Annotated in this window: 22 protein-coding genes and 1 pseudogene; 11 read left to right on the top strand and 12 right to left on the bottom strand. The window is 62.0% G+C overall.

Annotation, left to right across the window (positions count from 1 at the left end; translation table 11 throughout):
- Positions 1 to 4 precede the first annotated feature (4 nt).
- From B3N48_RS18060 to B3N48_RS18045, 5 genes and pseudogenes are all read right to left on the bottom strand, one after another.
- Entirely contained in the window at positions 5 to 700 is a 696-nt protein-coding gene (locus tag B3N48_RS18060) for a 3-oxoacid CoA-transferase subunit A (RefSeq protein ID WP_296186015.1), read from the bottom strand.
- A 344-nt stretch (positions 701 to 1,044) separates the two neighbouring features.
- Positions 1,045 to 1,800 (bottom strand): methyl-accepting chemotaxis protein, encoded by a 756-nt coding sequence (locus B3N48_RS26955; protein WP_414704256.1) that lies wholly within the window; start codon positions 1,798 to 1,800, stop codon positions 1,045 to 1,047.
- A gap of 102 nt (positions 1,801 to 1,902) precedes the next feature.
- Positions 1,903 to 2,637: pseudogene (locus B3N48_RS26950) on the bottom strand (cache domain-containing protein); the annotation flags it as partial.
- Between the two features lie 312 nt (positions 2,638 to 2,949).
- On the bottom strand, positions 2,950 to 4,245 hold the full coding sequence (locus B3N48_RS18050; RefSeq protein ID WP_296186010.1) for a PQQ-dependent sugar dehydrogenase: 1,296 nt from the start codon (positions 4,243 to 4,245) through the stop codon (positions 2,950 to 2,952).
- The gene (locus tag B3N48_RS18045) at positions 4,242 to 4,670 is read right to left on the bottom strand and encodes a DUF2231 domain-containing protein (RefSeq protein ID WP_296186007.1); all 429 of its coding nucleotides are present in this window, start codon (positions 4,668 to 4,670) and stop codon (positions 4,242 to 4,244) included. Before B3N48_RS18045 ends, B3N48_RS18050 begins: the two co-directional genes overlap by 4 nt.
- A gap of 266 nt (positions 4,671 to 4,936) precedes the next feature.
- On the opposite strand from B3N48_RS18045, the gene B3N48_RS18040 reads away from it, so the two are divergent.
- From B3N48_RS18040 to B3N48_RS18030, 3 genes are read left to right on the top strand one after another with little or no spacing between them, the layout of a single operon-like run.
- The gene (locus tag B3N48_RS18040; protein ID WP_296186005.1) at positions 4,937 to 5,446 is read left to right on the top strand and encodes a hypothetical protein; all 510 of its coding nucleotides are present in this window, start codon (positions 4,937 to 4,939) and stop codon (positions 5,444 to 5,446) included.
- A gap of 7 nt (positions 5,447 to 5,453) precedes the next feature.
- Positions 5,454 to 5,894: a DUF421 domain-containing protein gene (locus tag B3N48_RS18035; RefSeq protein ID WP_296186003.1), complete on the top strand. Its 441-nt coding sequence runs from the start codon at positions 5,454 to 5,456 to the stop codon at positions 5,892 to 5,894.
- A 31-nt stretch (positions 5,895 to 5,925) separates the two neighbouring features.
- Positions 5,926 to 6,357 carry a DNA methylase gene (locus tag B3N48_RS18030; RefSeq protein WP_296186001.1) on the top strand — a complete coding sequence of 144 codons (432 nt, stop codon included), beginning with the start codon at positions 5,926 to 5,928 and terminating at the stop codon, positions 6,355 to 6,357.
- A 31-nt stretch (positions 6,358 to 6,388) separates the two neighbouring features.
- Here the strand turns inward: B3N48_RS18030 and ligD are convergent, their stop codons facing one another.
- Complete coding sequence (gene ligD / locus B3N48_RS18025; RefSeq protein WP_296185999.1) at positions 6,389 to 9,274, bottom strand: DNA ligase D; 2,886 nt, start codon at positions 9,272 to 9,274, stop codon at positions 6,389 to 6,391.
- A gap of 181 nt (positions 9,275 to 9,455) precedes the next feature.
- Here ligD and B3N48_RS18020 point away from each other — a divergent pair, with 181 nt between their 5' ends.
- From B3N48_RS18020 to B3N48_RS18010, 3 genes are all read left to right on the top strand, one after another.
- Positions 9,456 to 9,689 carry a hypothetical protein gene (locus B3N48_RS18020; protein ID WP_296185996.1) on the top strand — a complete coding sequence of 78 codons (234 nt, stop codon included), beginning with the start codon at positions 9,456 to 9,458 and terminating at the stop codon, positions 9,687 to 9,689.
- Positions 9,690 to 9,794: 105 nt separating this feature from the next.
- On the top strand, positions 9,795 to 11,126 hold the full coding sequence (locus B3N48_RS18015; RefSeq protein ID WP_296185994.1) for a Gfo/Idh/MocA family protein: 1,332 nt from the start codon (positions 9,795 to 9,797) through the stop codon (positions 11,124 to 11,126).
- 25 nt (positions 11,127 to 11,151) lie between these two features.
- Positions 11,152 to 11,298 carry a hypothetical protein gene (locus B3N48_RS18010; RefSeq protein ID WP_296185992.1) on the top strand — a complete coding sequence of 49 codons (147 nt, stop codon included), beginning with the start codon at positions 11,152 to 11,154 and terminating at the stop codon, positions 11,296 to 11,298.
- 94 nt (positions 11,299 to 11,392) lie between these two features.
- Here the strand turns inward: B3N48_RS18010 and B3N48_RS18005 are convergent, their stop codons facing one another.
- The 4 genes from B3N48_RS18005 to B3N48_RS17990 form a co-directional block, all read right to left on the bottom strand.
- Entirely contained in the window at positions 11,393 to 13,015 is a 1,623-nt protein-coding gene (locus tag B3N48_RS18005) for an MFS transporter (protein WP_296185990.1), read from the bottom strand.
- A gap of 147 nt (positions 13,016 to 13,162) precedes the next feature.
- The gene (locus B3N48_RS18000) at positions 13,163 to 14,659 is read right to left on the bottom strand and encodes a CoA-acylating methylmalonate-semialdehyde dehydrogenase (RefSeq protein ID WP_296185989.1); all 1,497 of its coding nucleotides are present in this window, start codon (positions 14,657 to 14,659) and stop codon (positions 13,163 to 13,165) included.
- 42 nt (positions 14,660 to 14,701) lie between these two features.
- The gene (locus tag B3N48_RS17995) at positions 14,702 to 15,862 is read right to left on the bottom strand and encodes an iron-containing alcohol dehydrogenase (protein WP_296185988.1); all 1,161 of its coding nucleotides are present in this window, start codon (positions 15,860 to 15,862) and stop codon (positions 14,702 to 14,704) included.
- 137 nt (positions 15,863 to 15,999) lie between these two features.
- The gene (locus B3N48_RS17990; RefSeq protein WP_296185985.1) at positions 16,000 to 16,785 is read right to left on the bottom strand and encodes an IclR family transcriptional regulator; all 786 of its coding nucleotides are present in this window, start codon (positions 16,783 to 16,785) and stop codon (positions 16,000 to 16,002) included.
- A gap of 300 nt (positions 16,786 to 17,085) precedes the next feature.
- On the opposite strand from B3N48_RS17990, the gene B3N48_RS17985 reads away from it, so the two are divergent.
- From B3N48_RS17985 to B3N48_RS17975, 3 genes are read left to right on the top strand one after another with little or no spacing between them, the layout of a single operon-like run.
- Positions 17,086 to 18,612, top strand: a complete 1,527-nt coding sequence (locus tag B3N48_RS17985; protein ID WP_296185983.1) for an MFS transporter — start codon at positions 17,086 to 17,088, stop codon at positions 18,610 to 18,612.
- Between the two features lie 7 nt (positions 18,613 to 18,619).
- Positions 18,620 to 19,732, top strand: coding sequence for an HlyD family secretion protein (locus B3N48_RS17980; protein ID WP_296185982.1), 1,113 nt, complete (start codon positions 18,620 to 18,622; stop codon positions 19,730 to 19,732).
- Positions 19,732 to 21,168 (top strand): efflux transporter outer membrane subunit, encoded by a 1,437-nt coding sequence (locus tag B3N48_RS17975; RefSeq protein ID WP_296185980.1) that lies wholly within the window; start codon positions 19,732 to 19,734, stop codon positions 21,166 to 21,168. The genes B3N48_RS17980 and B3N48_RS17975 overlap by 1 nt, the downstream gene beginning before the upstream one ends.
- Positions 21,169 to 21,224: 56 nt before the next feature.
- Here the strand turns inward: B3N48_RS17975 and B3N48_RS17970 are convergent, their stop codons facing one another.
- Positions 21,225 to 23,333: a TonB-dependent siderophore receptor gene (locus B3N48_RS17970; RefSeq protein WP_296185979.1), complete on the bottom strand. Its 2,109-nt coding sequence runs from the start codon at positions 23,331 to 23,333 to the stop codon at positions 21,225 to 21,227.
- Between the two features lie 458 nt (positions 23,334 to 23,791).
- On the opposite strand from B3N48_RS17970, the gene B3N48_RS17965 reads away from it, so the two are divergent.
- Positions 23,792 to 24,016, top strand: coding sequence for a DUF6555 family protein (locus B3N48_RS17965; RefSeq protein WP_296185977.1), 225 nt, complete (start codon positions 23,792 to 23,794; stop codon positions 24,014 to 24,016).
- Between the two features lie 80 nt (positions 24,017 to 24,096).
- Complete coding sequence (locus B3N48_RS26945) at positions 24,097 to 24,309, top strand: DUF2934 domain-containing protein (protein WP_414704253.1); 213 nt, start codon at positions 24,097 to 24,099, stop codon at positions 24,307 to 24,309.
- Positions 24,310 to 24,375: 66 nt separating this feature from the next.
- On the opposite strand, the gene B3N48_RS17955 is transcribed toward B3N48_RS26945, so the two are convergent.
- On the bottom strand, positions 24,376 to 25,272 hold the full coding sequence (locus B3N48_RS17955; RefSeq protein ID WP_296185975.1) for a LysR family transcriptional regulator: 897 nt from the start codon (positions 25,270 to 25,272) through the stop codon (positions 24,376 to 24,378).
- Positions 25,273 to 25,314: the final 42 nt, after the last annotated feature.

Raw genomic sequence — 25,314 nt, 5'->3', positions numbered from 1 at the left:
AGCCTCAGACAGCGTGGGCGGAAGGGGTAGCGATGTGGCGCGCAATGGCGACCACACGCTGGACGAAAATGCCGGGGGTAATGATGTGCTCCGGGTCCAGTTGGCCCAATTCCACGATCTCATCGACCTGAGCGATGGCGACTTTTGCCGCCATGGCCATGATCGGCCCGAAGTTGCGCGCAGCCTTGCGATACACCAGGTTGCCCCAGCGGTCGCCCTTGTGCGCTTTGATCAGGGCGATGTCGGCGTGCAGCGGCATTTCCAGCACGTAGTCCCGGCCATCGATGACGCGGGTTTCCTTGCCTTCGGCCAGCAACGTGCCGAAACCCGTGGGCGAGTAGAACGCGCCGATGCCCGAACCCGCGGCGCGAATGCGTTCGGCCAGATTGCCTTGGGGCACCACTTCCAGCTCGACTTTGCCAGCGCGGTACAACTCGTCGAACACGTACGAGTCCGACTGGCGCGGGAAGGAACAAACGACCTTGCGCACGCTGCCCGCTTTGAGCAGCGCGGCCAGGCCGTGGTCGCCGTTGCCCGCATTGTTGCTGATGATGGTCAGGTCCCGCGCACCCGTGGCGATGACGCCGTCGATCAATTCGGAGGGCATCCCGGCGCTGCCGAAGCCCCCGACCATGATCACCGCGCCGTCCTGTATGCCTTCCACCGCAGCGGCGATGGATGCGAATGTCTTGTCAATCACGGACAGCTCCTCGTTCTGAAAGGGCAGCGTCAGGAAGGGGCATGAATCCGTCATCTTCAACTGCGCGGCCACGTGTAAGCGACCGGCGCATCACACCATAAAGTGCGCAGGGGTGGGGGTCTGCAGCGTCGAAGTTGGGCGATTATCGGACGGAGATTTCATTCGGAGGCGAGAGCGCCGGTAGACCTGAATCGGGAAGTGGGTCGCGTGACTCGCTCTCGCGAATGCATTCGCGCCACCGATCTACAGTGGCGCAGCAGGCATCGGGCGCGGCATGCCCCTGGAGGGTTTGCATCAGGCCTCTGGCAGATGGCCGATGCAAAACCTGGGTCTGTCACGCGGGCTCAGACCTTGAACTGTCGGATCGCTGCGGTCAGTTCCTGGCTGAGTATCGACAGTTCGCGGGCGGTGTGGGCACCGTGCTGGGTGTCTTGCGCGACGGTCTCGATGGAAGAGGCAATTTGCTGAACGCTGCGGTTGATCTCTTCGGAGACGGCGGTCTGTTCTTCGGCGGCGCTGGCAATCTGGGCGTTCATGGCATTGATCGTCGAGATCAGCGCGCTGATGGCGTCCAGCGATGAGGTCGCCCGGGACGCCCGTTCGCGGGTCTGGTTGCCAGCGTCGCTAGAGTGCTTCATGGCGCTGACGGTGTTGACCGTGCCCGCTTCCAGGCGACCGATCATGCCATGGATTTCCTTGGTGCTTTCCTGCGTGCGGCTGGCCAACGCCCGGACTTCATCGGCAACCACGGCGAAACCCCGGCCCGCTTCCCCCGCGCGGGCCGCTTCGATGGCGGCATTGAGGGCCAACAGGTTGGTCTGTTCGGCGATGGCGCGAATCACCCCGAGGACCCCGGCAATAGCGTCCACTTCCGTCTGCAATTGGCTCAGGGACGTGCCGCTGACCTGCAGATTGTCCACCAGCCCATGGATGCTCTCGACGCTGGCGCTGACGATCTGCCCCGCAGAGGCGCCTTCCTGTTGCGCCTGGTTGGCCGCCCGCGCCGCTTCCTGGGCGTTTTGCGCCACTTGCAGCGCCGCCGCACTCATTTCGTTGATCGCCGCCGCGACCTGATCGGTTTCCTGACGCTGCACGTCCATGGCCCGTTCCGAGCGTTGCGCCTGGTCGGTCACGCCGGCGACCAGACCGTTCAGGCGCAGGGTCATCCCGGCGACGTTGCCGATCAGGCCGTGAATCTTCTCCACGAAACGGTTGAAGGCAAACGCCAGCTGCCCCAGTTCATCCTGCCGCGCGATCGGCAGGCGATGGGTGAGGTCGCCGTCGCCGGAGGCAATGTTCTCCAATTGCAGGCGCAGTTGCAGCAGCGGCCGGAACAGCCGTTTCACCTGAAAGGCGGCCAGCAGCGCCAAGAGGATCGAGGCGACGATGCTCAGGGCGAGAATCTGCCACACCAGGTCGGCGCGCCGTCCCTTGAGTTCTTCACTCACCTGGGCCACCTGCGCGTCGATGTCGTCCATGTTCACGGCGGTACCAATCATCAGGTTCCATTTTTCCAGGTACAGGGCGTAGCCGATCTTGGGCACGATCCTGTCGCTGTTCGGCACCGGAAAGCGATACCGCTGGAAATGCGACCCGTCCCTGGCCACGCGCACCAGTTCGTTGATCACGAACACGCCGTCGGGGTCGCGGAAGTTGCTGAAGTTTTCGCCAATCTTGACGTCTTTGTCGGCCCAGAACACCCGCACGCTGTTGGCGTCGTAACCGAAGTAATAACCGTCGGTGCCGTAACGCAACTGTTTGAGGATGCTGACGGCCTTGTCCCGGGCAGCCAGATCGCCGGGAGCCGAGGCGTCGTAAAGGGAGGCGATAGCGCTTTGCGCGACCTGCACCGAATGTTCCAGGGCGTTCTGGCGGCTGCTGATCAGGGTGCTGCGGGTGTCGTTGATTTGGTCGTCGGCGGTTTTCTGCAGCAGCATCACGGCCAGACCTGTGATCAGCGCGGCAAGCAATAAAGCGGGGGCGACGCAAAGCAGAACGACTTTGCTACGGATAGAGAGCGTCATGGGTCAGCACCGGATGTTTGTTGTTGGGATCGTCGGCACGATGGGTGTCGATGATAACCAGCATTCAATGCATTGGCTGCTCGTAGTAGTACGTAGACAGAGGGCACATGGCGCAGGCCGCTATGACGAAGAGGGAGGGGGGGATGCAGGCAGCGTCAGGTGGCCGGACGCCGAAGAGAGAGGAAAACGGGAGGCCGCTGTCCACGGCCTCCCTCTGAGGTTGCTTCAGCGATTGCGGGTCACACGCCAGACCGTATTCGACAGGTCGTCGGCGATGATCACCCCACCACGAGGATCTACCGTGACACCGACTGGACGCCCGCGGGTCTTGCCGTCGTCATCCCGGAAACCGGTGGCGAAATCAACCGGCTCACCGGAAGGCTTGCCGTTGCTGAACGGCACGAACACCACCTTGTAGCCCACTGGATTTTCACGGTTCCAGCTGCCGTGTTCACCGACGAACACGCCGTCGGCGAATTTGTCACCCATGGCCGGGATCGAGAAATCCAGACCCAGCGCTGCGACGTGAGAACCCAGGCTGTAATCCGGCTTGACCGCCAGCGCGACCTTTTTCGGGTCTTGCGGTTGCGCGCGGGTGTCGACGTTCTGGCCCCAATAGCTGTAGGGCCAGCCGTAGAACGCGCCTTCGCGGATCGACGTCAGGTAATCCGGCACTAAGTCTTCGCCCAGTTCGTCCCGCTCGTTGGCCACTGCCCACAGTACACCGGTGCCCGGCTGAATCTTCAGCGACGTCGGGTTGCGGGTGCCGGTGGCGTAGGGTTTGTGCGCGCCGGTCTTGGCGTCGATCTGCCAGATCTGCGCGCGGTCCAGTTCGACCTCCATGCCGCGTTCGGTGACGTTGCTGTTGGAGCCGATGCCCACGTACAGCGTGTTGCCGTCTGGGGTGATGGCCAGGGATTTGGTCCAGTGATGGTTGATCTTCGCCGGCAGCTCGGTAAGGGTCACCGGTTCGCCGCTGGCCCTGGTCTGGCCGTCGGTGTAATCGAAACGCACCAGCGAATCCTGATTGGCGACGTAGAGTTTGCCGTTGGCGTAGGCCAGGCCGTAGGGCGCATTGAGGTTTTCCGCGAACACGGTTTTCAGTTCGTATTTGCCGTCGCCATCGGCGTCGCGCAGCAGGGTCAAGCGGTTACCGCCTTTGACCTTGGTATTGCCTTCGGCCTTGATGTAACTGGCGATGACGTCCTTGGGTTTAAGCTTCGGCGCGTCGGTGCCGCCTTTGCCCTCGGCGATCAGGATATCGCCGTTGGGCAATACCAGCGTCTGACGAGGGACCTTCAAGTCAGTGGCAATCGCCGAGATGCTGTAGCCCTCGGGCACTTTGGGTTTCTGGTCGCCCCATGCCACGGGTTCGGCGATTTTCATGCTGGGCAGCAGACCGCGCTCAGACTGAGGCAGTTTAGGGTCCGCGCCGTGGGCTTGCGGGTTGTCTTTTCCGGCGCCGCAGGCGCTCAGCAGCAGGGCCATGGACAGCGCGGTCAGTGCGTAGACAGGTCTCATTGTGCGTCTCCCGAGCGAAGGTTGGTCAGACCGATCCAGGCGCAGATGACGCTCAGCACGGTCACGATCACCGACAGAATCAACCCCGATGGCATCACGGCCCAGGCGTCCTTGGCGTGTTCGAACGAATTGATCCACCCCAGCGCCCAGGTCAGCAGCAAGAGCAGAAAATACACTACCGGGCGACCGGCTTTACGCTCCGCCCGGACCAGATTGACCACCGCGAAGATCAACGCCAGGCCACCAAAGAGCATGCCTCCGGCGATCAGCCAGGACGCGAAATTGCTCCACTGGATCAGGTAGCTGTTGTAGTAGGCGATGTCGCTCAGCAGGCCGCCAAGAAACAGAGGAACGGTCCCCGCCAGCAGAATCGCATGGAGCGGGCCGGGTTGGCGGCGGTAGGGGATGTAGGCAGTGTCGGTCACGGGGAGCTCCTTGTCGTTCAACGACCTGTACCGATGCCGCAAGCCAGAGGGCTCGCGAACACAGGCATTGCGCACGGGCACGCGTATAAAGTGATCCTTACGGCGTGGCGTTAGTTCAACCCTGTGACTCACCGGTCTTCGCCCAGCGATAAGGCCGCCTGCGGGGAAATGAACTTTCGTCGCAAAAGCGGCTTCTGTAGTGGACGGACGTCTTGGCCTGCGTGGCATCGGCGCGTGAATGAAGGAAGCCTCGGGATGTTGCAGCGATGAGCCATGGGCATGAAATGCGGGATCGACAGTATCCGGTCGAGGAAGACATCGGGCTTCAACGACGCATCTGGCGGTTCGAACGCGTAGGCTGGTACGCGCTGATCGCCATCGTGGCGCTGACGCTTTGCGGCCTGTTTTCCCATGGGTGGCTGAGCACGGTCAGCGTCACCTCACAACGTCAGGACCTCGTCGTGGAATACGAGCGTTTTCACCGCAGCGGCGGGGTCAACAGTATGGTGATTCACAGCCGCGGCGCGCCCGGAATGCCGCACGTGCTGGTGATCAGCAGCGCCATGCTCGAAGGGTTCAGCGTCGACTCGATGCAACCCCAACCCATTGCTTCCGCTGGCACGCGGCAAGGATTGCGCCTGACCCTGATGGGCGATGCCCAGGGTGAAAGCGCGTTGTATCTGGCCTGGCGCAGCGAAGGCCTGGGGCTCGTCAACAGCCAGATCGGCATCGAAGGCGGCGGGTCAGTGTCGTTGACTCAATTCATTTACCCATAGGTGCGACATGGATGCAGTTTTGCGGGCAGGAGCGATTTACATCGCATTGATGGTGCTGTTTCGGGTGTCGGGCCGTCGCGCGCTGGGGGAGCTGACGTCATTCGACTTCGTGTTGTTGCTGATCATCGGCGAGGCCACCCAACAGGCGCTGCTCGGTGATGATTTTTCAGTGACCAACGCGGTCTTGGTGATCGTCACGCTGCTGTCCATCGACGTCGGGTTTTCGCTGCTCAAGCGCCGCTCGAAGCGCATCGGAAAACTGATCGATGGGGGCCCGACGATCATTGTCGAGAACGGCCAGTATTTGCGGCATCGTATGCACGAAGCACGGGTCGAAGAGGACGACATCATGCAAGCCGCGCGGTTAGGCCAGGGCGTGGAGCGGGTGGAACAGATCAAGTTCGCCATCATCGAGCGTAACGGCAAGATTTCCATCATCACCCATTGACCGCCTCCAGCGGGCAAAGCCGGAGTCAGGCATGAGTACCCACGTCACTGCAAAGGACCTCGGCATCGACCTGAGCCACGGTGATGAACCCGCACTGTTCAAATGGCTGATCGCAAGCTTCCTGATGGGCAAACGGATTCAACGCGAGATTGCCGCCGAGGCCTTCAGGGTCATCGTGTTCAAGCACCAGCGGGACACGCCACGAAAACTCGCCTCCTGCACGCAACGCGATCTGGTGCGCATGCTGGGCGAAGCGCGCTACACCCGCTATGACGAATCCACCGCCGAGCGGCTGCGCAAATTGGGCCAGAAGCTCAGCCACGAATACGACGGTCAGGTGCTCACCTTGCGTGAAAACAGCGCAGACGTCGCGGCATTCAGCAAGCAGTTGCTGACGTTCGAAGGGATCGGGCCGAAAACCGTCGAGATCTTCCTGCGGGATGCAGAGGCGGTACTGTTTTGATGGGGCAGGCTTGAATCATCACCGTTGCCCTTTACTTCTTCATGCCCACCCGTCGACGCATATCGGCTGTGATGGTTTGTCGAGTGTTGGAAAGGGATGCCCATGGGTCGCTGTCCAGCTGGTCCAGGCGCTGATGGAGGTTGCGGATGGTCCAGGTGTTGGCACCTTTGAGTTCGAGCAGTTCTTCGCGAAAGATCGGCACAGAGACCGGCAGGCCTTCACGGGTGCGTACCGAATAGGCGCTGATCGTGGTGGCGCCCAGGCCGTTGCGCAGGTAATCGATGAAAATGCGCCCCACGCGGTTTTTCGGCCCCGAGACCGCCGAAAACCGGTCCGGCAAGAGGGCGGCAATGTGCTTGACGATGGCATGGCTGAAATCTTTGACCGCGTCCCAGTCGGCCTTGGGCGTCAGCGGCACCACCAGGTGAATGCCTTTGCCGCCACTGGTCTTGAGGAAGCACGTGAGGCCCAGTTCGTCGAGCACGGCGAGCGTCAGTTGGGTCGCTTCCAGCATGTGCTTCCAGGGCAGTGTCGGATCAGGGTCCAGGTCGAGGACGAAGCGGTCGGGCCGATCGAGGTCTTGGGCGACGGCGTTCCAGGTGTGCAACTCCATCGCGCTCATCTGCACCGAGCCGATCAGCGCTTCGATGTTGTTGATCAGCATTACCGGATGGCCGGTGTAGGCCTTGCCCATGGTTTCGATGCCGGGGATGGCCAGGCGCTCGGCGTTTTTTTGAAAAAACAGCTCGCCGCTGATGCCCTCCGGCGCGCGCACCAGCGCGACCGGACGCTGGGCCAGTTGCGGCAGCAGCCAGTCGGAGACCTGGATGTAGTAATCCGCAAGGTCTCGCTTGGTCGAGCCGCTGGTGGGATCGATCACTCGCTCAGGGTGAGTCAGGCGAATCTTGCCGGAGGTCGCGGGCGCTGCAGGTGCGGTCTTTTTAGGGACGGGGGTGTTGCTGGCGGGGGCTTTTGCCCGTTTCTTCGGCGGTGCAGCCTCAACGTCCGATGGCGAAGCCGGGCGCTCTTCGATGATTGCCTTCGCCGGCTTGTCCGTGCGCAAGCCCTGAAAAACGGCATGCCTGACCGAACCGTCCTGGGTGATCTCGGCGAAGGCCACTTCCGCCAGCAGCAGGGGCTTGAGCCAGTGCACGCCTTTGGCTTCAAAGCCGGTGGGCGGATTGACCACCGCAGCCTTTTTCACCTCCAGCGGCACCAATTGCTCATGAATGGTCTTCAACGTCGCCTCATTGAAGCCGGTCCCCACTTTGCCGGCGAAGCGCAGTTCGCCGCTGTCGGCATCGTGCAGACCCAACAGCAGCGCGCCAAACTTGCTGCGCGCCCCCTTAGGATCGGTGTACCCGATGACCACGAACTCCTGACGGCGTTTGCATTTGAGCTTGATCCAGTCGTCACTGCGTCGCGACGTGTAAAGGCTGCCAACCCGCTTGCCGATCAGACCCTCCATTTGCATCTGGCAGGCACTGTTGAGCAGCGCTTCCGGGGTTTCTTCGAAGTCATCGGAGAACCTCAATACATCGTCCTCGACAGCGTCCAGCACGGCTGAAAGCGCCGCGCGGCGTTGCTCGATGGGCACCTCGCGCAGGTCCATGCCATTGAGGTACGGCAGGTCGAACACGTAATAAACAATCTGCCCGCTGCGCTCGGACTCGAAGGCATTTTGCAGGGCCTGGAAATCCGGCACGCCCTGTTCATTGGCGACCACCATTTCACCGTCCAGCCAGGCGGATTCAAGGCCCAGGCGGGCGATGGCCTCGGCCTGGTGCGGCAATTTATGGGTCCAGTCGTGGCCGTTGCGGGTGAACAATTGAACATGACCGTTATCGACCCGCGCCATGATCCGATAACCGTCGAATTTGATTTCGTAGTGCCAGTTGCCCTCGGGCGCGGCCTCCACTAACGTCGCCAGTTCCGGCTTGAGACTGTCGGGGAGGGGTGCGGTCTGGGCGCCGACAAGCGAGCGTTGAGCGGTGTTCCCGGTCTCGGCGGGTTCCGGTTCAGCGCTTTCGGATGACGCGGATGCTTGGTCGGCGTGCTGTGAGCCGTCGCGTTTCGTGGGGGCTTTGCGTCGGGCAGGGGAAGACGTCTTGCGTGTTTTCTTGGCCTTCTTCGGCGTGCCGCCCACCTGAATCCATGTCGGGGCGTGGTCACTCGGGTGCTCTTCACCCCGCACCCAGGCATCGACCCCCGCGTCCTGTAGATAAGGGGCCAGCGCCGGATTGAGCAGCAGATGGTCGATGCGCAGGCCCGAGTTCTTCTGCCAGTGCTGACGGAAATAATCCCAGTAGGTGTAGATCCGCTCGTCCGGATACAGGTGCCTCAGTGAATCCACCCAGCCTTGAGCCAACAAGCGGGTGTAACCGTCGCGGCTTTCGGGTTGCAGCAGGGCGTCCTTCAACCACGAGCGTGGGTTGTAGATGTCTTCATCGGTGGGCACCACGTTGAAATCACCGGCCATCACCACCGGATGTTCGCTGGCCTGCAATGACTGCGCGTGCTCGATCAGATGCTCGAACCAACGCAGCTTGTAGTCGAATTTGGGGCCGGGCTGGGGGTTGCCATTGGGTAGGTAAAGGCACGCCACCACCACGCCGTGGGCCGCCGCCTCGATATAACGGGCCTGCGTGTCCTGCTCCTCTCCCGGCAGGCCCTTGCGGATCAGCAGGGGTTCGGCGTCACGGGCCAAAATGGCAACGCCGTTCCACGAGGTTTGCCCCAGATGCACCGAGCCATAGCCCGCCGCTTCAATGTCTTGCGCGGGGAACGCTTTGTCTGGCGCCTTGAGTTCCTGCAGGCAAACGATGTCCGGCTGCTCACGTTCCAGCCATTGCAAGAGATTCGGCAGCCGCGCGCCGATACCGTTGACGTTGTACGTGGCGATTTTCAGCTTTTCCATGCGCATACCCTAGAACGGTCGGAGCCTGGTCATCTGAGGGCTGCACGCGAGCGGAGTTCGCCGTTTGTGTAGCGCGACGGGCGAGGGGGCGTGACCGTTCGGGAACTTCATCGAACGAAGGCTGCGGGGCTGATTCGAACCATACAGACCGCGACTGATTCGTGGCCAAGCGAGGTGTGTAATGACTGCATCAACAGGCATCCCCGGCGGCACTGAAAATGCCATCGACTCCATCGAACCCCTGGAACCCGGCAGACCCGATGTCATCCCCAACCCGACACCCGGCGGTGATGACGTGGGCCAGGGCGAAGGCGAAATCCCCTTGAACCCCGACGACGACGCGCCGTTGGAAGAAGACATGTCGGATGTTGACGCCAACAACGCAGTGTCTTCCGAACATCCGCCCCTGCGATAAGCCAGGGTCCTTGCGACAGGGCATGACGTGAGGCGCGCTTTGCGCACGGCCCTCGCGTCAGCACCGTGGCGCGTATGCACGCACTCAGTGATCAGGACACCGCCTATGAACCTGCTTGATGACTCACTCGAAGAACGACGCCGCTTCTTGCGCATCACCGGATCGGCCGTTGCAGCGGCCAGTGTGTTGGGCTGGGCCAGCCCCGCACAGGCCGCCGCTGCTTCCACTGGCGGCACTGGCGGCACTTCCGCACCTGCTGCCACGTTGCCCAAACCCGTCACATTGCCGGAGATGCAGGACGACCCGACCGAGAAGTCTGAGATGCCGGTGCAGTTGGGCAAAGACGGTCGTCTGGGTCTGGCCATTGTCGGACTCGGCCGTTTGAGTCTGGAAGAAATCATGCCGGCGCTGGCCAGTTCAAAACGTTGCCGAGTGACCGCATTGGTCAGCGGCGACCGCGAAAAGGCGCAACGCGTCGCTGCGCAGTATGACGTCCCTGAGTCGTCGATCTACAGCTACGACACCTTCGATCAGTTGCGAGACAACCCGAATGTGCACGCCGTGTACATCGTGCTACCCAACGCGCTGCATCGCGAGTTCACGGTCCGCGCCGCCAGGGCGGGCAAGCATGTGTTGTGCGAAAAACCCATGGCCACAACGGTCGCCGATTGCCAGGCGATGATCGACGCCTGCAAGGCGGCTGATCGTCGATTGATGATCGCCTACCGTATCCAGTACGAACCGTTGAACAGCCAGGTCAAGGACTGGGTGCGCGATGCCACCGTGTTAGGCACGATCAAGCTGATCGACATGGCTAACTGTCAGAACCAGTCGAAGAAAAACGTCCACCAGTGGCGCCACGTGAAGGCCTTGGCGGGCGGCGGTGCGCTGCCGGACATCGGGCTGTATTGCCTGAACACGGCGCGTTTCCTGTTAGGCGAAGAGCCGGTGGAAGTCTCGGCCCAGCAATACAGCGCCGAGAGCGACCCGCGGTTTGCCGAAGTCGAGGAAGCCATGCTCTGGCAGATGCGTTTCCCCAGTGGGGTGCGCGTGCAATGCACCTGCAGTTACGCGACGTTCACTTCGAAACGCTATCGCGTGCTGGGCGATAAGGGTTGGGCGGACATGGACCCGGCATTCGCCTATGAAGGTCTGCAGCTCAAGCGCAGCCGCATTGCCGAGGACACCACTGAGTTCGTGGCGCCAGGGATCGAACAGATCTCGACCAAGCACAGCAATCAGTTCGCCCTGGAGATGGACCACTTCGCCGAGTGTGTCGTGAGTGGCAAACAACCCTGGACACCGGGGGAAGAGGGCCTGCAAGACCAGCGGATCATGGAGGCCATTTATGAATCCGCGCGCATCGGCAAACCGGTGCAATTGGCCCGTATCACCGACAAAGACGCCTTCCGTGGCACCCCGCCAAGCAAGGCATGAGCATCCGATTTCAAGAGGATTCCCGATGAAAACCTTGTCTCGCGCGTTGATCGGCCTGTGCTGTGTCATGGCACTGCACGGCTGTTTTGACAACGACCACAACCAGGACAAAAACAAAGACCGGTCCAAGCCGTCGCTGCAAATGCAGCAGCAACCTGAGGAGAAGAAGTAGGCACCGCCTTGCGCAAGCTCGGCTGAATCACCGCGATCCAGCCGATCTTTCCATGACTCCCGCTTCATCACCCGGCGATGCGTCGGGCGTGGCCTCAGACCTTGTCGAGGTCGACGTTTTTGGTCTCTTTCAGGAACAACAGGCTGCACACCAGGCTCACGGCGGTAACCAGCACCGGGTACCACAAGCCATAGAAAATATCCCCGGTGTACACCACCAGCGCGAAGGACACGGTGGGCAGCAAGCCGCCGAACCAGCCGTTGCCGATGTGGTAGGGCAAGGACATCGAGGTGTAGCGGATACGGGTCGGGAACAATTCCACCATCAACGCGGCGAGTGGGCCGTAGGTCATTGTCGCGATCAGCATCAAGGCTACGATCACCAGCACCACGCCCGAGGCATTCACTAAAGCGGAGTCGGCCTTGGCCGGATAACCCGCAGCTTTGACGGCGCCATTCAATGCAGCTTCGTCGTAACCGGTGATCTGCGTGCTGCCCACCGACACCTGCACCGGCGTGCCGGCCGCCGCCGACTGGGAGGTATAAGGCAGGCCTTGCTTGATCAGCAGGGTCTTGACCTTGTCGCAGGGGCTGTCGAATTTGGCCTTGCCAACGGGATCGAACTGGAAGGTGCAGGTTGCCGGGTCTGCCACCACGACAATCGGTGACTGCTGGCGGGCGGCATCGATTTGCGGGTTGGCGTAGTGGCCGAGCAATTTGAACAGCGGGAAGTACAGCACGGTCGCCAACAGCAGCCCCGTGACGATGATCTTCTTGCGGCCGATCCGGTCGGACAACCAGCCGAAAAACACGAAGAACGGCGCGCCGATGATCACGCTGACGATCAGCAAGGTGTTGGCCAGCGAAGGGTCGACTTTGAGAATCTGCGTCAGGAAAAACAGCACATAGAACTGCGCAGCGTAGAACGTCACGGCCTGGCCGGCGTTGACGCTGAACAGGGCGATCAACACCACCTTCAGATTCGGCCAGACCAGAAATGAATCGCGAATCGGCGACGTCGACAACTTGCCTTCGTTCTTCATTTTGGTGAAGGACGGCGATTCATGCAGGCTCATGCGAATCCAGGTCGAGATCCCGACCAACACGATCGACAGCAGAAAAGGAATGCGCCAGCCCCAGGTATCGAAGGCATCCCCGGCGATCAGCCGCGCGGCCAGGACAACCGCCAGAGACAGCAGCAGCCCCAGCGTGGCGGTGGATTGAATCCAGCCTGTGTGGAAGCCGCGTTTGGCCTTGGGCGCGTGCTCCGCCACGTAAGTCGCGGCACCGCCGTATTCGCCGCCAAGCGCCAGACCCTGGAGCATCCTCAACACCACCAGAATGATCGGCGCCGCAATGCCGATGCTGGCATACCCTGGCAGCAGGCCCACGGCGAACGTTGACAGGCCCATGATGATGATGGTGGCGAGAAAGGTGTATTTGCGTCCGATCATGTCGCCCAGACGCCCGAACACCAGCGCGCCGAACGGCCTGACGATGAAGCCTGCGGCAAAGGCCAGCAGGGCGAAGATGAAGGCAGTGGTCTCGTTCACCCCGGCGAAGAATTGCTTGCTGATGACCGCCGCGAGCGCCCCGTAGAGAAAAAAGTCGTACCACTCGAACACGGTTCCCAGGGACGACGCGACGATGATTTTGCGTTCTTCCCTTGCGGCGCTGCTCACCTGCGTGGCGCCGTTCTGCTGCACGTAATCTGACATGAGTGTTTTCCTCGGCCTGAGGCCCGCCATTATTGTTGTTATTGCTTATGGAAACGCTGTCTTGCTTACTGCTGACGTATGCACCCGCTCTTCAACCAGCGGGCCTGCCGGCGCCATCGTGGAGGGATGGCGCCTTGGTTCATCGGGTCATTTGAGGGTCGGCATCGAGAACTCCGCGCCCTCGCGCACGTTCGCCGAAGGCCAGCGTTGGGTGATGGTTTTGCGACGGGTGTAGAAGCGAACGCCGTCCGGGCCATAGGCATGCAAGTCGCCGAACAGCGAGCGCTTCCAGCCGCCGAAGCTGTGGGACGCCACAGGCACCGGCAGCGGAACGTTGATGCCGACCATGCCGACCTGAATGCGGTCGCTGAAATAACGCGCCGCTTCACCGTCGCGGGTGTAGATGCAGGTGCCGTTGCCGTATTCGTGGTCGTTGATTAGCTTCATCGCCTCGTCCATGGTCGCCACGCGGATGACTTGCAGCACCGGGCCAAAGATCTCGGCCTTGTAGCTGTCCATGCTGGACGTGACCGCGTCGATCAATGTCGCGCCGACGAAGAAACCGTCCTCATGACCGGCCACGCGTGCGTGGCGGCCATCGACGACGATCCGCGCCCCTTGCGCTTCGGCGCTGTCGATGAAACCGACGACTTTATCCCGGTGAGCGGCGGTGATCAGCGGGCCGAAATCGTTGCTGGCGTCGGTGTGAACGCCGAATTTCAACCCTTGCATGGCCTCGGTCAGCTTGCCGATCAGCGCGTCGGCAACGGCGTCCCCAACCGCCACGGCGACCGACAAAGCCATGCAGCGTTCACCGGACGAGCCGAACGATGCGCCCAGCAGCGAGTTGACCGCGTTGTCCAGGTCGGCGTCGGGCATGACGATGGCGTGGTTCTTCGCACCGCCCAATGCCTGACAACGTTTGCCCTGTGAGGTAGCGGTGCGGTAGATGTACTCGGCGATCGGGGTCGAGCCGACGAAACTGATGGCCTGCACGCGAGGGTCGAACAGCAGCGCATCCACCGCTTCCTTGTCGCCGTTGACCACGTTCAGCACGCCCGCTGGCAAGCCGGCTTCGTGGAGCAGCTGCGCGATATAAAGGGTGCTGCTGGGGTCGCGCTCCGACGGTTTGAGGACAAAGCAGTTACCGCAGACGATGGCCATCGGCAGCATCCACAGCGGAACCATGACCGGGAAGTTGAACGGCGTGACGCCCGCGACCACACCCAGTGGCTGGAACTCGCTCCAGGAGTCGATGTTCGGGCCGACGTTGCGGCTGTGTTCACCTTTCAATAGCTCCGGCGCGCCGCAGGCGTACTCGACGTTCTCGATGCCGCGCTGCAATTCCCCCGCGGCGTCGTGGCTGATCTTGCCGTGTTCCTGGCCGATCAGTTCGCAGATGCGCGGGGCGTTTTGCTCCAGCAGTTCCTTGAAGCGAAACATGATCCTCGCGCGCCTGGCCGGCGGGGTGTCGCGCCAGGCGGGGAACGCTGCCTCGGCCGCTGCGATGGCCGCCTGCACGGTGACGGTGCTGGCCAGTGCCACTTGCGTATTGCTCTCGCCGGTGGCCGGGTTGAAGACCGCTTGGGTACGGCCGTCCGGGGTGAGGGTTTCGCCGTTGATCCAGTGTCCGATAACGCTCATGAGCAAACTCCAATCAGGCAATAAAGGGGAAGGGCGGGGCGGTCAATCCCACAATGCGCGATACAGCGCGACCATTTCCGGCACTGTCGGCACGCGCGGGTTGTTGCCCGGTGAACCCGAGGCCAGGGCCTGCTCGGCCATGATGTTGATGACCTCATCGAAACGCGCGCGCTCAACGCCAACGTCAGCCAGCGTCGGCACCGACAGCTCGGCGTTGATCCGGGTCAGGAACGCAATGAGTTTCTGGCCCGCCGTCGCGTCGTCATCGTGGGAATCGGCCACGCACAGCGCCTTGGCGCATTGCGCATAGCGGGACGGGGCGGCGCTCAGGGACCATGCCGTGAGTGAGGGCAGCAACATGGCGTTGGATAACCCGTGAGGCACATGAAAAAAGGCGCCAATCGGGCGGCTCATGCCATGCACCAACGCCACCGAGGCGGCAGAAAACGCGATGCCGGCAAGCGTGGCGCCGATCATCATCGCTTCACGGGCGCTTTCGTTCTTGCCGTCCTGGCAAGCGATCAGCAGATTCGGGCCGAGATAGGCCAGCGCGGCCAGTGCCTGGCTGTCGCTGTACGGGTTAGCCTTGCGCGAAACATAAGCCTCGATGGCGTGGGTAATGGCATCGATGCCGGTGTCGGCGGTGGTGCGGGCCGGAAGGCTGAGGGTCAGTGTGTAGTCGATCAAGGCCGCTATGGGCATGAAGCCGATGCCTGCACAGAGCAGTTTTTCGTCCGTGGTTTCGTCGGTGATGATGGTGAAGCGGGTGACCTCGGAGCCGGTGCCGGCGGTGGTGGGGATCGCGATCAAGGGCAGGCCGGCTTCATTGACCTGGCGCGGGAAACGGTAATCGCGAATCACGCCGCCATATCGGGCCAGAATGGCCATGGCTTTGGCGCTGTCGATGGGGCTGCCACCGCCGAGGGCGACGATGGCGTCGAAGTCGCCACTGCGCAGGCGATCGACACCGGCTTGAATGGACGCGGCCGTAGGTTCCGGAACGGTGTCGTCAAACACCTCGGCCCTGATGCCTTGGGCTTCGAGAATCCCGTGCAGGCGTTGGGCCTGACCCAGCTTGACCATGGTTTTATCGGTGACGATCAGGGGGCGGCTACACTTCAACGACGCCAGCACGTCAGGCAGGCGCGCGCTGGCATTGGCCCCCACCTCCATGATGCGAGGAAGGATGACAGGTACAGACATATCACACCTCGGAAATGATTGTTATTGTCTTATTCCGGGACGAAATGTATCGCTATAGGAATTTATTGTCGATAGAAGGCCAAAAAAAAGAGCGCCGTCAGTCGGCGCTCTCGTCGATTGAATTGCCCAGAGTGCCCTCAGTCCTGCTCCGCAGGTTCCTCCACCAGAATGCGCAGCTGCTCGGCGGCGCGGCGCATGGCCGGTTCGAATGTCAGCAATTCGTCGAGGCTCTTGCGGATGGTCGGTGCGTGGGCGAACAGGCAGGCGATCAGGCGCCCCTCGCTGTTCCTGACCGGCACGGCGCACGCCACCATGCCGTCGACGAACTCTTCGTTGTCGATGCCGACGTCCCGCTGACGCACGCGCTTGAGTTCGTTTTCCAGTGCGAGCGGGTCGGTGAGGGTGTTGCGCGCCATGCGTTTGAGGGCCAGGTTATCGATGATCTGTGTACGCCGGGTCTTATTGAAGGAGCTCAGGTAAAGCTTGCCGCTGGCGGTGCACCACATCGGGGTGTGCGCACCCACGGGCAGATGCATCTGCAGCGGCCAGCTGCTTTGAACCCGGTCGTAATACACCATGTCGATGCCATCGGGCAGGGCTATGCCGCAGGTCTCGTCGAGGGTGTCGCACAGATGCCGCAGGATCGCCTGCCGCTGGGCCTTGTAGCGGCTGGCATAAATCACGCCCACGGCGATCTTGTGCAAGCGGTCATTGGGCACGATGCCGCCGCGCATGTTGGTCTGCAAATACCCTTCGCCCTGCATTTGCTGTAGCAGGCGGTGCACGCTGGGTTTGGGGATGTCCAGAAGGTGGGAAAGGTCGGCGGGCGATAGCGCGTGGTCGGCCTGAACCACCGCTTCGATGATGTCGAGGGCCCGGGTGATGGAGGAGCCAGAGTTTCGGGTTTGCGGACTATCGGACATGGACACGGCCTTATTTCGGAATGCCGCGATTCTTGCGTAGGCGTCGCGGGATGTCCATTTTCCTGCCCATCAGCGCCGTCTCGATTTCCCTCGGAACCTCGCTTCAATCCCAAGCGTCACTTCAGCCACAGGGAGGGTCCCTCGGGCACCTCCCATGGGTGATCAATGATTCATCTACCGCCCGACGATGCCTTGATCGATGCGTCTGTCACCTGCGCCCGCTGGTGCACAGGCGGACGTTTCGTCGTGCGACGGTCTACGGGTACCACACGGGTGAGGGTCGAGTTTTGGTGAATAGCGTTGGATAAACGAGCCTTCGTCGGCCTTTTAGGCGTGATCGTCGCAGCATTGGGCAGCCAGCTGAACGACGGCGTGAGTTCGATAGCGCTGCGGGACATTCTGGGTGGCATGGGCTTGAGTCATGACCCGGGCACCTGGTTCTTGAACCTTTACCTGTCCGGCTCCTGCCTCGGCATCGCCATCGCCGCCTGGTGGGCGGTCACGCTGACGTTTCGGCGATTCGTCTTTTATGCGTTGGGACTGGTGACGGTCACCACGCTGCTGATCCCGTTCGCGCCCAATCTGCCGATGCTTTATGGCTTGAGGTTTTTGCAGGGTTTCGGTGGCGGGGCCATCATTCCGATGATGATGTCAGTGGCGTTACGGGTGCTGCCACCCGAAGCCCGCCTGTATGGGCTGATTCCCTACGCGCTTACCGCCACGGTATTTCCCAACCTTGCTGCACCGGTGGCTGCGCTGTGGACCGACCTGGTGGGCTGGCATTTCGTTTTTTATCAAATTATCCCCATTGCCGCGCTGTCCGCCGTCCTGCTGTGGTATGGCATGCCCCATGACGACACCCAACTGGAACGCCTGAAGAAAATCGACTGGCGGGGCATGCTGCTGGCGGCGATCGCGACCTTTTCGCTGACCACGCTGATCCTGCAAGGGGACCGGCTGGATTGGTGGAATTCGCCGCTGATCTGCATGCTGGCGCTGGTGGCCGCCATTTCCACGCCGTTGCTGCTGATCAACGAGTGGTTCCATGAAGTACCGCTGTTCCGCATCCAGCTCCTGGCGCGGCGCAACCTGGCGTACGGCGGGCTGACGCTGTTCTGTTTCATCATCATCAACACCTCGTCCTCAACCCTTCCATTCGCTTACCTGCAGCGGGTTCAGGCCTTTCGTCCCGAGCAGCTGTGCGAGCTGACGGCCCTGATTGCCGGGCTGCAGTTGATCTTTCTGCCCATCGTCGCCTGGCTGCTGGACTTCGAATGGGTCGATGCCCGGGTGCTGAATTTCCTCGGCTTTGCCTGCATCCTGACGGCCTGCATTGGCGACAGCCAGCTCACTGGCGTGTGGGATGCCACGCAGTTTCTGCTGTGGCAGGTGCTTCAGGCGCTGGGCGACGCGCTGGTGATCATGCCGCTGCTGATGATGGCCACCAACAGCATCGAACCGAAAGAGGGGCCCTACGGCTCAGCGCTGTTCAACACCCCGCGCGGCATCGCTCAGGCGCTGGGTTCCTGGCTGCTGGAATACATGCTGCGCTGGCGGGGTGCGCTGCATTCCAGTCGCCTCGCCGACCAGACCGGCCTCGATCGTTTTCAACCCATGATCAGCACCGCCCATGCAGGCTTTGGCACTCACGGCGGTCTCGTCAAAAGCACCGGTTCACTCGCCGCGACCCTCACGGCACAGACACAAGTGCTGGTGCTCAGCGACACCTTTCTGGTCGTGGCGGGCATCGTGGTGTTTTTGATGATCACCTTGCTTTTCCTCCCCGAGCGGTCTTATCCGCCCCGTATCGCACTCGCTTCGGATTGAACAGTTCATGACAGACGCATCCGCTTCAGACAAAGACGGCACCGCCAAACGAGCTCCCAAATGGCCCTGGTTTCTTGCCGCTGGGGTCATTGCCGTGTTCATCATCGTGGTGCTGTGGATCGTGTTCGTGCCCAAGGCCGACATCACCACCGACGATGCCTACATCACCGCGCACTACAGCGTGGTCGCGCCTCGGGTGTCGGGACAAATCGTCAGCGTCAACGTCGATGACAACCAGCAGGTGCAGGCGGGCCAAGTGTTGGCGACCCTCGATCCCCGGGACTATCAGACGGCAGTCGACCGAGCGCAGGCGCAGCTGGCGCGCGACCAATCGCAAGTCGCGAACCAGTCGGCGCTGATCGAGCGCCAGCCTTCGGAAATCGAGCAGTACAGCGCCAAGGCCGAAGAAATTCGCGCTCGTATCGTCCTCGCGCAACAAGACGCGCGGCGGTATGCCGATCTCGCCAGCACGGGTGCCGGGCCGAAGCAACAATACCAGCAGGCACAAAGCACGCTGCGCGCCGAGCAGGCTCAGCTCGAGGCTGCGGTGGCTGCGATGGCCTCTTCGCGGCATCAGCTGGACGTGCTCAAGGCGCAACGCGCGGCGGCCGATGCCTCGGTGAAGGCCGATGAAGCAGCACTGGCCCAGGCTCGGCTCAACCTGTCGTACACGAACATCGTCGCGCCAGTAGATGGCATGGTCGGGGAGCGCAGCGCACAAGTGGGCAATTACGTGGGACCGGGCACCGCGCTGATGGTGGTCGTGCCGCTGAGCGAAGCGTACGTGCAAGCGAACTATCGGGAACTGACCCTGCGTCACATCCTGCCTGGTCAGCCCGTGACGATTCATGTCGATGCCTTCGACATCGATCTGCAAGGGGTGGTCGCCAGCGTGCCACCTGCCACGGGTGCACAGTTCCAGGCAGTCCCGCCCACCAACGCCACAGGCAATTTCACCAAGATCGTGCAGCGTCTGCCGATCAAGATCACCTTCAACCCCGACCAACCGTTGCTACGGCTGATCCGCCTCGGGCTGTCGGTGGAAACCACCGTGCACACGGACCTTGCGAATGCGACGGACCAGGCCAACATGACCCCTCACCAGGCGGCGCTGCCGTGATGCGCTCATACAGAACCAACACCCTGGCGCTGGTTGCGCTGCTGGCAGGCTGTACGGTCGGCCCGGATTTTCACGAGCCAGCGGTCGACAGCCCTGCGGTATGGGGCGGGCAGAACGTCGAGGTCGGCAGCCGCACTTATGGCGGGCCCGTTGAAGAGGCGTGGTGGGACAGCTTTCACGACCCGGAGCTAACCTCGCTGGAAACCCGGCTGGCGAAGCAGAACCTCGACTTGCAGAGCGCACTGGAGCGGGTGAAACAGGCTCGGGCTCAGGTGCAGGTCGCCGCGTCCCAGGGCCTGCCGCGCGTGGAGGCCGAGTCGCAAGCAGCGCACATTCGCCAGAGCCCCGATGGCCCGGCATCGCTGGTGGAGCCAGCGCCGGGCGCCAAGCTGGATTACAACCTGTACGAGAATTTGCTGGAGACGTCTTGGGAGCTGGACCTGTTCGGCAAGGTGCGTCGCGCCAAAGAGGCCGCGAACGCCAATAGCCTGGCGGCCATCGAGGCGCGGCATGCGTTGGCGTTGAAGGTCATTTCCGATCTGGCGCAGGACTACATGACCCTGCGGGGGTTGCAGGCCCAGCAGTCGATCGTCGAAGCCAACCTGGCCGTCGCGCGCAAGAACCTGACCCTGGTCCAGCAGCGTTTCGATGCCGGGGTCGCGACCAACTCGGACGTCGACAACGCCGAAACGCAAATCGCCGAAATCACCGCCAATGTGTCGCCGATCCAGCAACAGATCGCCCAGCAGATCAACGCGATCGGCGTTCTCCTCGCACTGCCGCCCCGTGCCCTCGACGCAGAGCTGAGGCGCCCCGCCGCGTTGCCGATCATCCCGCCCAGCGTCCCGGTCGGCCTGCCGTCCACCTTGCTGTTGCGGCGGCCGGACATCCGCGAGTCCCTGGCGCGCCTGCACGAAGCGGTGGCGCAAACCGGTGTGGCGACGGCGTCGTTCTATCCCGATATCTCGCTGACCGGTCATGCCGGGTTGCAAGGCCTAAGCGCGAGCAACGCGTTCTCGATGCCCAGCCTCGAATACCAGATTGGCCCGTCCATCAGCCTGCCGCTGTTCGAAGGCGGGCGGTTGACCGGCACGCTCAAGCTGCGCGAATCACAGCAACAGGAAGCAGGCCTCGACTATCGCAAAACCGTGTTGCAAGCGTGGAATGAGGTGGACGATGCGCTGACGGCTTACGCACTGGCGCAGCAGCGGCAAAAGGACGTGGCGACCACGGTCGCGAAAAGTCAGAAGACCCTGACGGACACGCAGCAGAATTTTCAGCAGGGCACGGTCGGCTTCCTCAACGTCACGGCGGCTCAGGCGCAGGTGTTGAGAAACCAGCAGAGTCTTGCCCGTGCTGACACGCGGCTGAACGTCAACCTGATCAACCTGTACAAAGCGTTGGGCGGGGGCTGGAAGACGGTGGAAGGGCCGTGAGGTGAAGACCCCACGGCGCAGGTTTCAGCGAGCGGCTGTTCAGGGTGAGGTCAGGCTCAGTACTTCCAGGTCAGCGATGCCGTGACGTTGCGTGGCGCGCCGTAGTTGCTCGCGGTGGCGCTGTACAACGAGGTCAGGTATTTACGGTCGGTGACGTTGTTGAAGTTCAGTGCCGTGCTCCAGTTGGCATCGATGTCGTAACTGGTCATCAGGTCCACCAGGGCGTAGGCGTTCTGGCGGATGACACTGATGTTGTCGTTCTGGATGCCGCTCTGCCAGCTGACCCGTGTACCGATTCGCGCCTGCGGCAGCCCGGGCAGGCGATAGGTGGCCATGCCGTGAAAGCTGTGGGCCGGTACGTAGCGGCGGGCCTTGTCGCCATCGTCGTTTTCGATGTGCACGTAGGTATAACCTGCCAGCAGATCCAGCCCTGGCAGCGCTTCGCCCGACGCTTCCAACTCGATCCCGTGGCTCTTGTAATCCCCGGTGAAGTAGCGGAATTGCGAGCCGACCTGGATGAAATCAGCCGAGGCCACGTTGCTTTGCTGAGTCTTGAAAACCGCCGCCGTGAGGTTCAGGCGATCGTCCATCAGGCTGCCTTTCACACCGGCTTCCAGGCTTTTGCCTTCGAGAGGATCGAGCACCTTGCCGTCGACGCCGACCGTGCCGAACTGCGGGTTATAGATTTGCGTCCAGCTGGTGTACAGCGTCCAGTCCTGGTTCAGGTCATACACCAGACCGGTGTACGGGGTGACCTTGCCGTGTTCGCGTTGGGCGTGATCGACGCCGTAGACTTCGCCGCTGCCGTCGGTGCTGAGCATGCGGGCGCCGGCGATCCAGTGCAGGTCGTCCGCGAGGCTGAAACGGGCGCCGGCGAACAGGCTTTTCTGCCGGTCGATACTGTTCTGGGTGTTGATATCGCTGGTGTACGGGAACTGCGGATGAGCCTCGGTGCCATTCAGGATGCTGGCGAACGACGTGGTGTAATACCCGGTCTCGGCGGCGTCGTACTCGCGGGCCTTCTGGTGCGTGCGGCCATAGGTGGCACCGAACGTGATCTCATGGTCGCGACCCAGCAGGCTGAACGGTCCGGACACTTTCGCTTCGCCAATCAACTGGTGGGCTCGGCCTGAGGTGTCCGCGCCGAACACCAGCGCATCGTCACCGGTCACCCCGGCGACGTACAGCATGTTGGTGTCCTGGTATTCGGTGACGCCGGTGCCGGAGAGCGTGGCGTTCCAGCCGTTACCGAAGTCATGTTTGAGTTCCGCGAACACCCGCTGGGTGTGGATGTTCCAGTAGGTCCAGGGCTGACCGACATTGGAACTGCGGCTCGAGTAATGGATAGGGTTGTTATTGCTGTCCACCAACGGCAGGTTGCCCCAGGTGCTGCCGTTGGCATCGCTGTTGTGTTGCGAGAAACCGACGGTCACGGTGTCGGCATCGGACAGGTCAAAGGCCAGCAGGCCCGCTGCGACGTTTTTCTCGTGACTGTAGCGGTCCATCCAGGAGTTGCCTTTGTCGTGGGCGTAGATGAAGCGCCCGCGCACGTTGCCGGTGTCCGTGAGCGGCCCCGACACGTCGACGTCGATGCGGCGGCTGTCCCATGACCCCACGCTGGTGTCGATCTGCGCCTGAAAATCCCGGGTCGGGCGTTTGCGCACGAAGTTGACCGTGGCCGAGGGGTTGCCGGTGCCGCTCATCAAACCGTTCGCGCCGTGCAGCACGTCGATCTGCTCGTACTCGGCCATGTCCAGATCACCGTTCTGGATGTTCTGAGTGAACGGCATGTTCATGCCATCGAATTCGAAACTGTTGATCTCGAAGCCGCGGGAGGTGAATTCGGTGCGGTCGCTTTCACTCTGTTCAACCGTCACCGACGGCGCCGCACGCAGCGCATCCTTGACGCTGTTCATCTTGTAATCATTCATCTGCGCGCGGGTGATGGTGGTGATGGCCTGCGGCGTTTCCTTGTTGGTCAATCCCAGTTTGGTGGTGCTGGAAGAGGGCTTTGCGGTGTATCCCACGGTCTGCCCGTCGTCTTGAGACGCGGCGGTGTCCTGAATTTCCGTGGCGGGCAGCGTCAGGTCACCAGCGGCATGGGCCAGGGGTAAAACGCCAAAGGCGCCTGCAAACAAGAAAGTGGCGGGTAGGCGAGGCTTCACAATCAAAGTTCCTGAAGAGCGGTCAAAAGAGCCGCGATTCTGAATCAAGATGAGAATGATAACCAGATGTGACACCAATATTTTTCACATGATTTTCACAATTGATGGCGCTGCGTTGCGTGAGCGCTTAGCTGTGATCAGACCTTCCGGCTGGCCGGAGTGGGCCGTTACGCCAGACAAGCTGGAGGCTTGCGTTATTGCACTATCCATTTGCGTGCATTCGTGCAGGACGCCCGATCGCGGTTTTGAGTGTGTGCGGTAAGCCGTTGTTTAGTCTCGCATCGTCCTGCCGTCGGGACTGGCACGACGGCTGCACTATCCAGTGAAACATGGCGGGGAGAAGATCCTGATCCGCCCGCCGCTGACCTGTTCGGCCTTTCATTCACGCCCAGCTAACGCTGGGTGTCCGCGTTGGGCCTGTCCCTCACCCTGCCATTGCACTACCAGAGATTGCCGCCATGCCCAACTCAACTCACTACCGCATCGACTACCTGCTTCACGGAGACGCCAAGTCATTCCGAATCTGCGCGAACACGATGGACAACGCTGAAGCGTGGCATTGGGCAACCGTCGATGCTGGTATCGGGCATCTTCCCAAATACCGGCTGGACCGGGTGCCGAAGCTCAGCAGGCCCCAGGCGGAACGCAAAGGCATCACGTCGGTCAGTTGGACTGACGCTTGATACGGGACACGAGTGTCAGACCAAACGGCCCACGCCAATAGGTAAACCCACATGAACATGGCAGCGAAAGGAGGTGAGCGATGAGTGATGAAGCAGAACTTGCCGCATTGGCCCACTCGATCTGGGAGTGCGAGGGGCGGCCAGAGGGCCGTGAAAAGCGTCATTGGAGCCTGTCCTGCAAATTGGCGGAGGCGGCGGCCCTGGCGCCCGATCGACAAACTGCAGCAGCGTGCCGCTGCAACTGCCCGCCGATCGCGGCGCGCCTTGATCCGTCGGAGCCGCGCGGAGCCTGACTGAACGGTCCCGTGCAATGCGGTCCCGCTGACGATAATGGTTCGCCCCCTGACCCGCGGGTCCCTTCAGACGTTAGGAAAGCGCTTCACGATAAAGTCGATGAACGCACGCATCTTGGGCGTTTGCGATCCTCCGCCTGCAAACAGCAGCGCCATGTCGCGGCTCGGGGCGGCGTAATCGGCGAGAAGCGGCACCAGCGCCCCACGCTCCAGGTGTTCACGCAACACAGCCTTGGGCTGAAGAATGATGCCGCGCCCGGCCAGGGCGGCGGCGGTTAGCACCCGACCATCGTTGACCCGAAAACGGCCGTGCACCTTGATCACGTGCTCCATAGCATTTTTGCTGAACACCCAGTCCGCGTAGGGCAGGCCTGAGGCGTTCACGAAGCTCAGACAGTCATGCTCGCCCAAATCGTCAGGTGTTAGCGGAGTGCCCTTGCGCGCGAGGTAGGACGGCGCGGCGCACAGCACCTGCTGGTGCCGGGCGATCGGGCGCAGGGTCAGGGAGCTGTCGGGGAGGGGGCCGAGACGCAGGACGGCGTCGAAGTTTTCCCGCACCAGGTCGACGAAACGGTCCGTTAACGCCAGCTCGATTTCAATCTGCGGAAAGCGCTCCATGAACTCCATCAGCGCGGGGGCCAGTTCACACGCGCCAAATCCGACCGGGGCGCTGACCCGCAGGCGCCCTTGGGGTACGGCGTTCATTTCCTCGGCGACCGCTTCGGCCGCCTTGACCTCCGCCAGCACCACGCAGCAGCGCTCGTAGAAACGCTGGCCGACGTCGGTGAGGTGCTGACGGCGGGTCGAGCGCCTGATCAGCGGGGTGCCGAGTCGGGTTTCCAGTGCCCGTATGTGCTTGCCCACCATTTGCGATGAGAGCCCGAGAGCGGTGGCGGCCGCGCTGAAGGTCCCGAGTTCGCAGACCTTCACGAACACCGCCATGCTGGTCAGTCGGTCGCTCATTCGAAACTCCTGGTTTCAAGTGTTAGTGACGTTGGCATCTTA

The sequence above is a fragment of the Pseudomonas sp. UBA1879 genome (assembly GCF_002338065.1).
GTDB lineage: Bacteria > Pseudomonadota > Gammaproteobacteria > Pseudomonadales > Pseudomonadaceae > Aquipseudomonas.
Note: the sequence above shows the minus strand (reverse complement) of the source record. Positions and strands in the feature narration are given on the sequence as shown.

Bases quoted from the DNA above. Each gene is read 5' to 3' on its own strand.
- B3N48_RS17995 (WP_296185988.1), bottom strand. From the start codon at position 15,862: ATGTCTGTACCTGTCATCCTTCCTCGCATCATGGAGGTGGGGGCCAAT.
- B3N48_RS17965 (WP_296185977.1), top strand. From the start codon at position 23,792: ATGCCCAACTCAACTCACTACCGCATCGACTACCTGCTTCACGGAGAC.
- B3N48_RS18000 (WP_296185989.1), bottom strand. From the start codon at position 14,659: ATGAGCGTTATCGGACACTGGATCAACGGCGAAACCCTCACCCCGGAC.
- B3N48_RS17955 (WP_296185975.1), bottom strand. From the start codon at position 25,272: ATGAGCGACCGACTGACCAGCATGGCGGTGTTCGTGAAGGTCTGCGAA.
- B3N48_RS18020 (WP_296185996.1), top strand. From the start codon at position 9,456: ATGACTGCATCAACAGGCATCCCCGGCGGCACTGAAAATGCCATCGAC.
- ligD (WP_296185999.1), bottom strand. From the start codon at position 9,274: ATGGAAAAGCTGAAAATCGCCACGTACAACGTCAACGGTATCGGCGCG.
- B3N48_RS18010 (WP_296185992.1), top strand. From the start codon at position 11,152: ATGAAAACCTTGTCTCGCGCGTTGATCGGCCTGTGCTGTGTCATGGCA.
- B3N48_RS18035 (WP_296186003.1), top strand. From the start codon at position 5,454: ATGGATGCAGTTTTGCGGGCAGGAGCGATTTACATCGCATTGATGGTG.
- B3N48_RS26945 (WP_414704253.1), top strand. From the start codon at position 24,097: ATGAGTGATGAAGCAGAACTTGCCGCATTGGCCCACTCGATCTGGGAG.
- B3N48_RS17990 (WP_296185985.1), bottom strand. From the start codon at position 16,785: ATGTCCGATAGTCCGCAAACCCGAAACTCTGGCTCCTCCATCACCCGG.
- B3N48_RS18030 (WP_296186001.1), top strand. From the start codon at position 5,926: ATGAGTACCCACGTCACTGCAAAGGACCTCGGCATCGACCTGAGCCAC.
- B3N48_RS17980 (WP_296185982.1), top strand. From the start codon at position 18,620: ATGACAGACGCATCCGCTTCAGACAAAGACGGCACCGCCAAACGAGCT.
- B3N48_RS18005 (WP_296185990.1), bottom strand. From the start codon at position 13,015: ATGTCAGATTACGTGCAGCAGAACGGCGCCACGCAGGTGAGCAGCGCC.
- B3N48_RS18050 (WP_296186010.1), bottom strand. From the start codon at position 4,245: ATGAGACCTGTCTACGCACTGACCGCGCTGTCCATGGCCCTGCTGCTG.
- B3N48_RS18015 (WP_296185994.1), top strand. From the start codon at position 9,795: ATGAACCTGCTTGATGACTCACTCGAAGAACGACGCCGCTTCTTGCGC.
- B3N48_RS17975 (WP_296185980.1), top strand. From the start codon at position 19,732: ATGCGCTCATACAGAACCAACACCCTGGCGCTGGTTGCGCTGCTGGCA.
- B3N48_RS26955 (WP_414704256.1), bottom strand. From the start codon at position 1,800: ATGGACGTGCAGCGTCAGGAAACCGATCAGGTCGCGGCGGCGATCAAC.
- B3N48_RS18040 (WP_296186005.1), top strand. From the start codon at position 4,937: ATGAGCCATGGGCATGAAATGCGGGATCGACAGTATCCGGTCGAGGAA.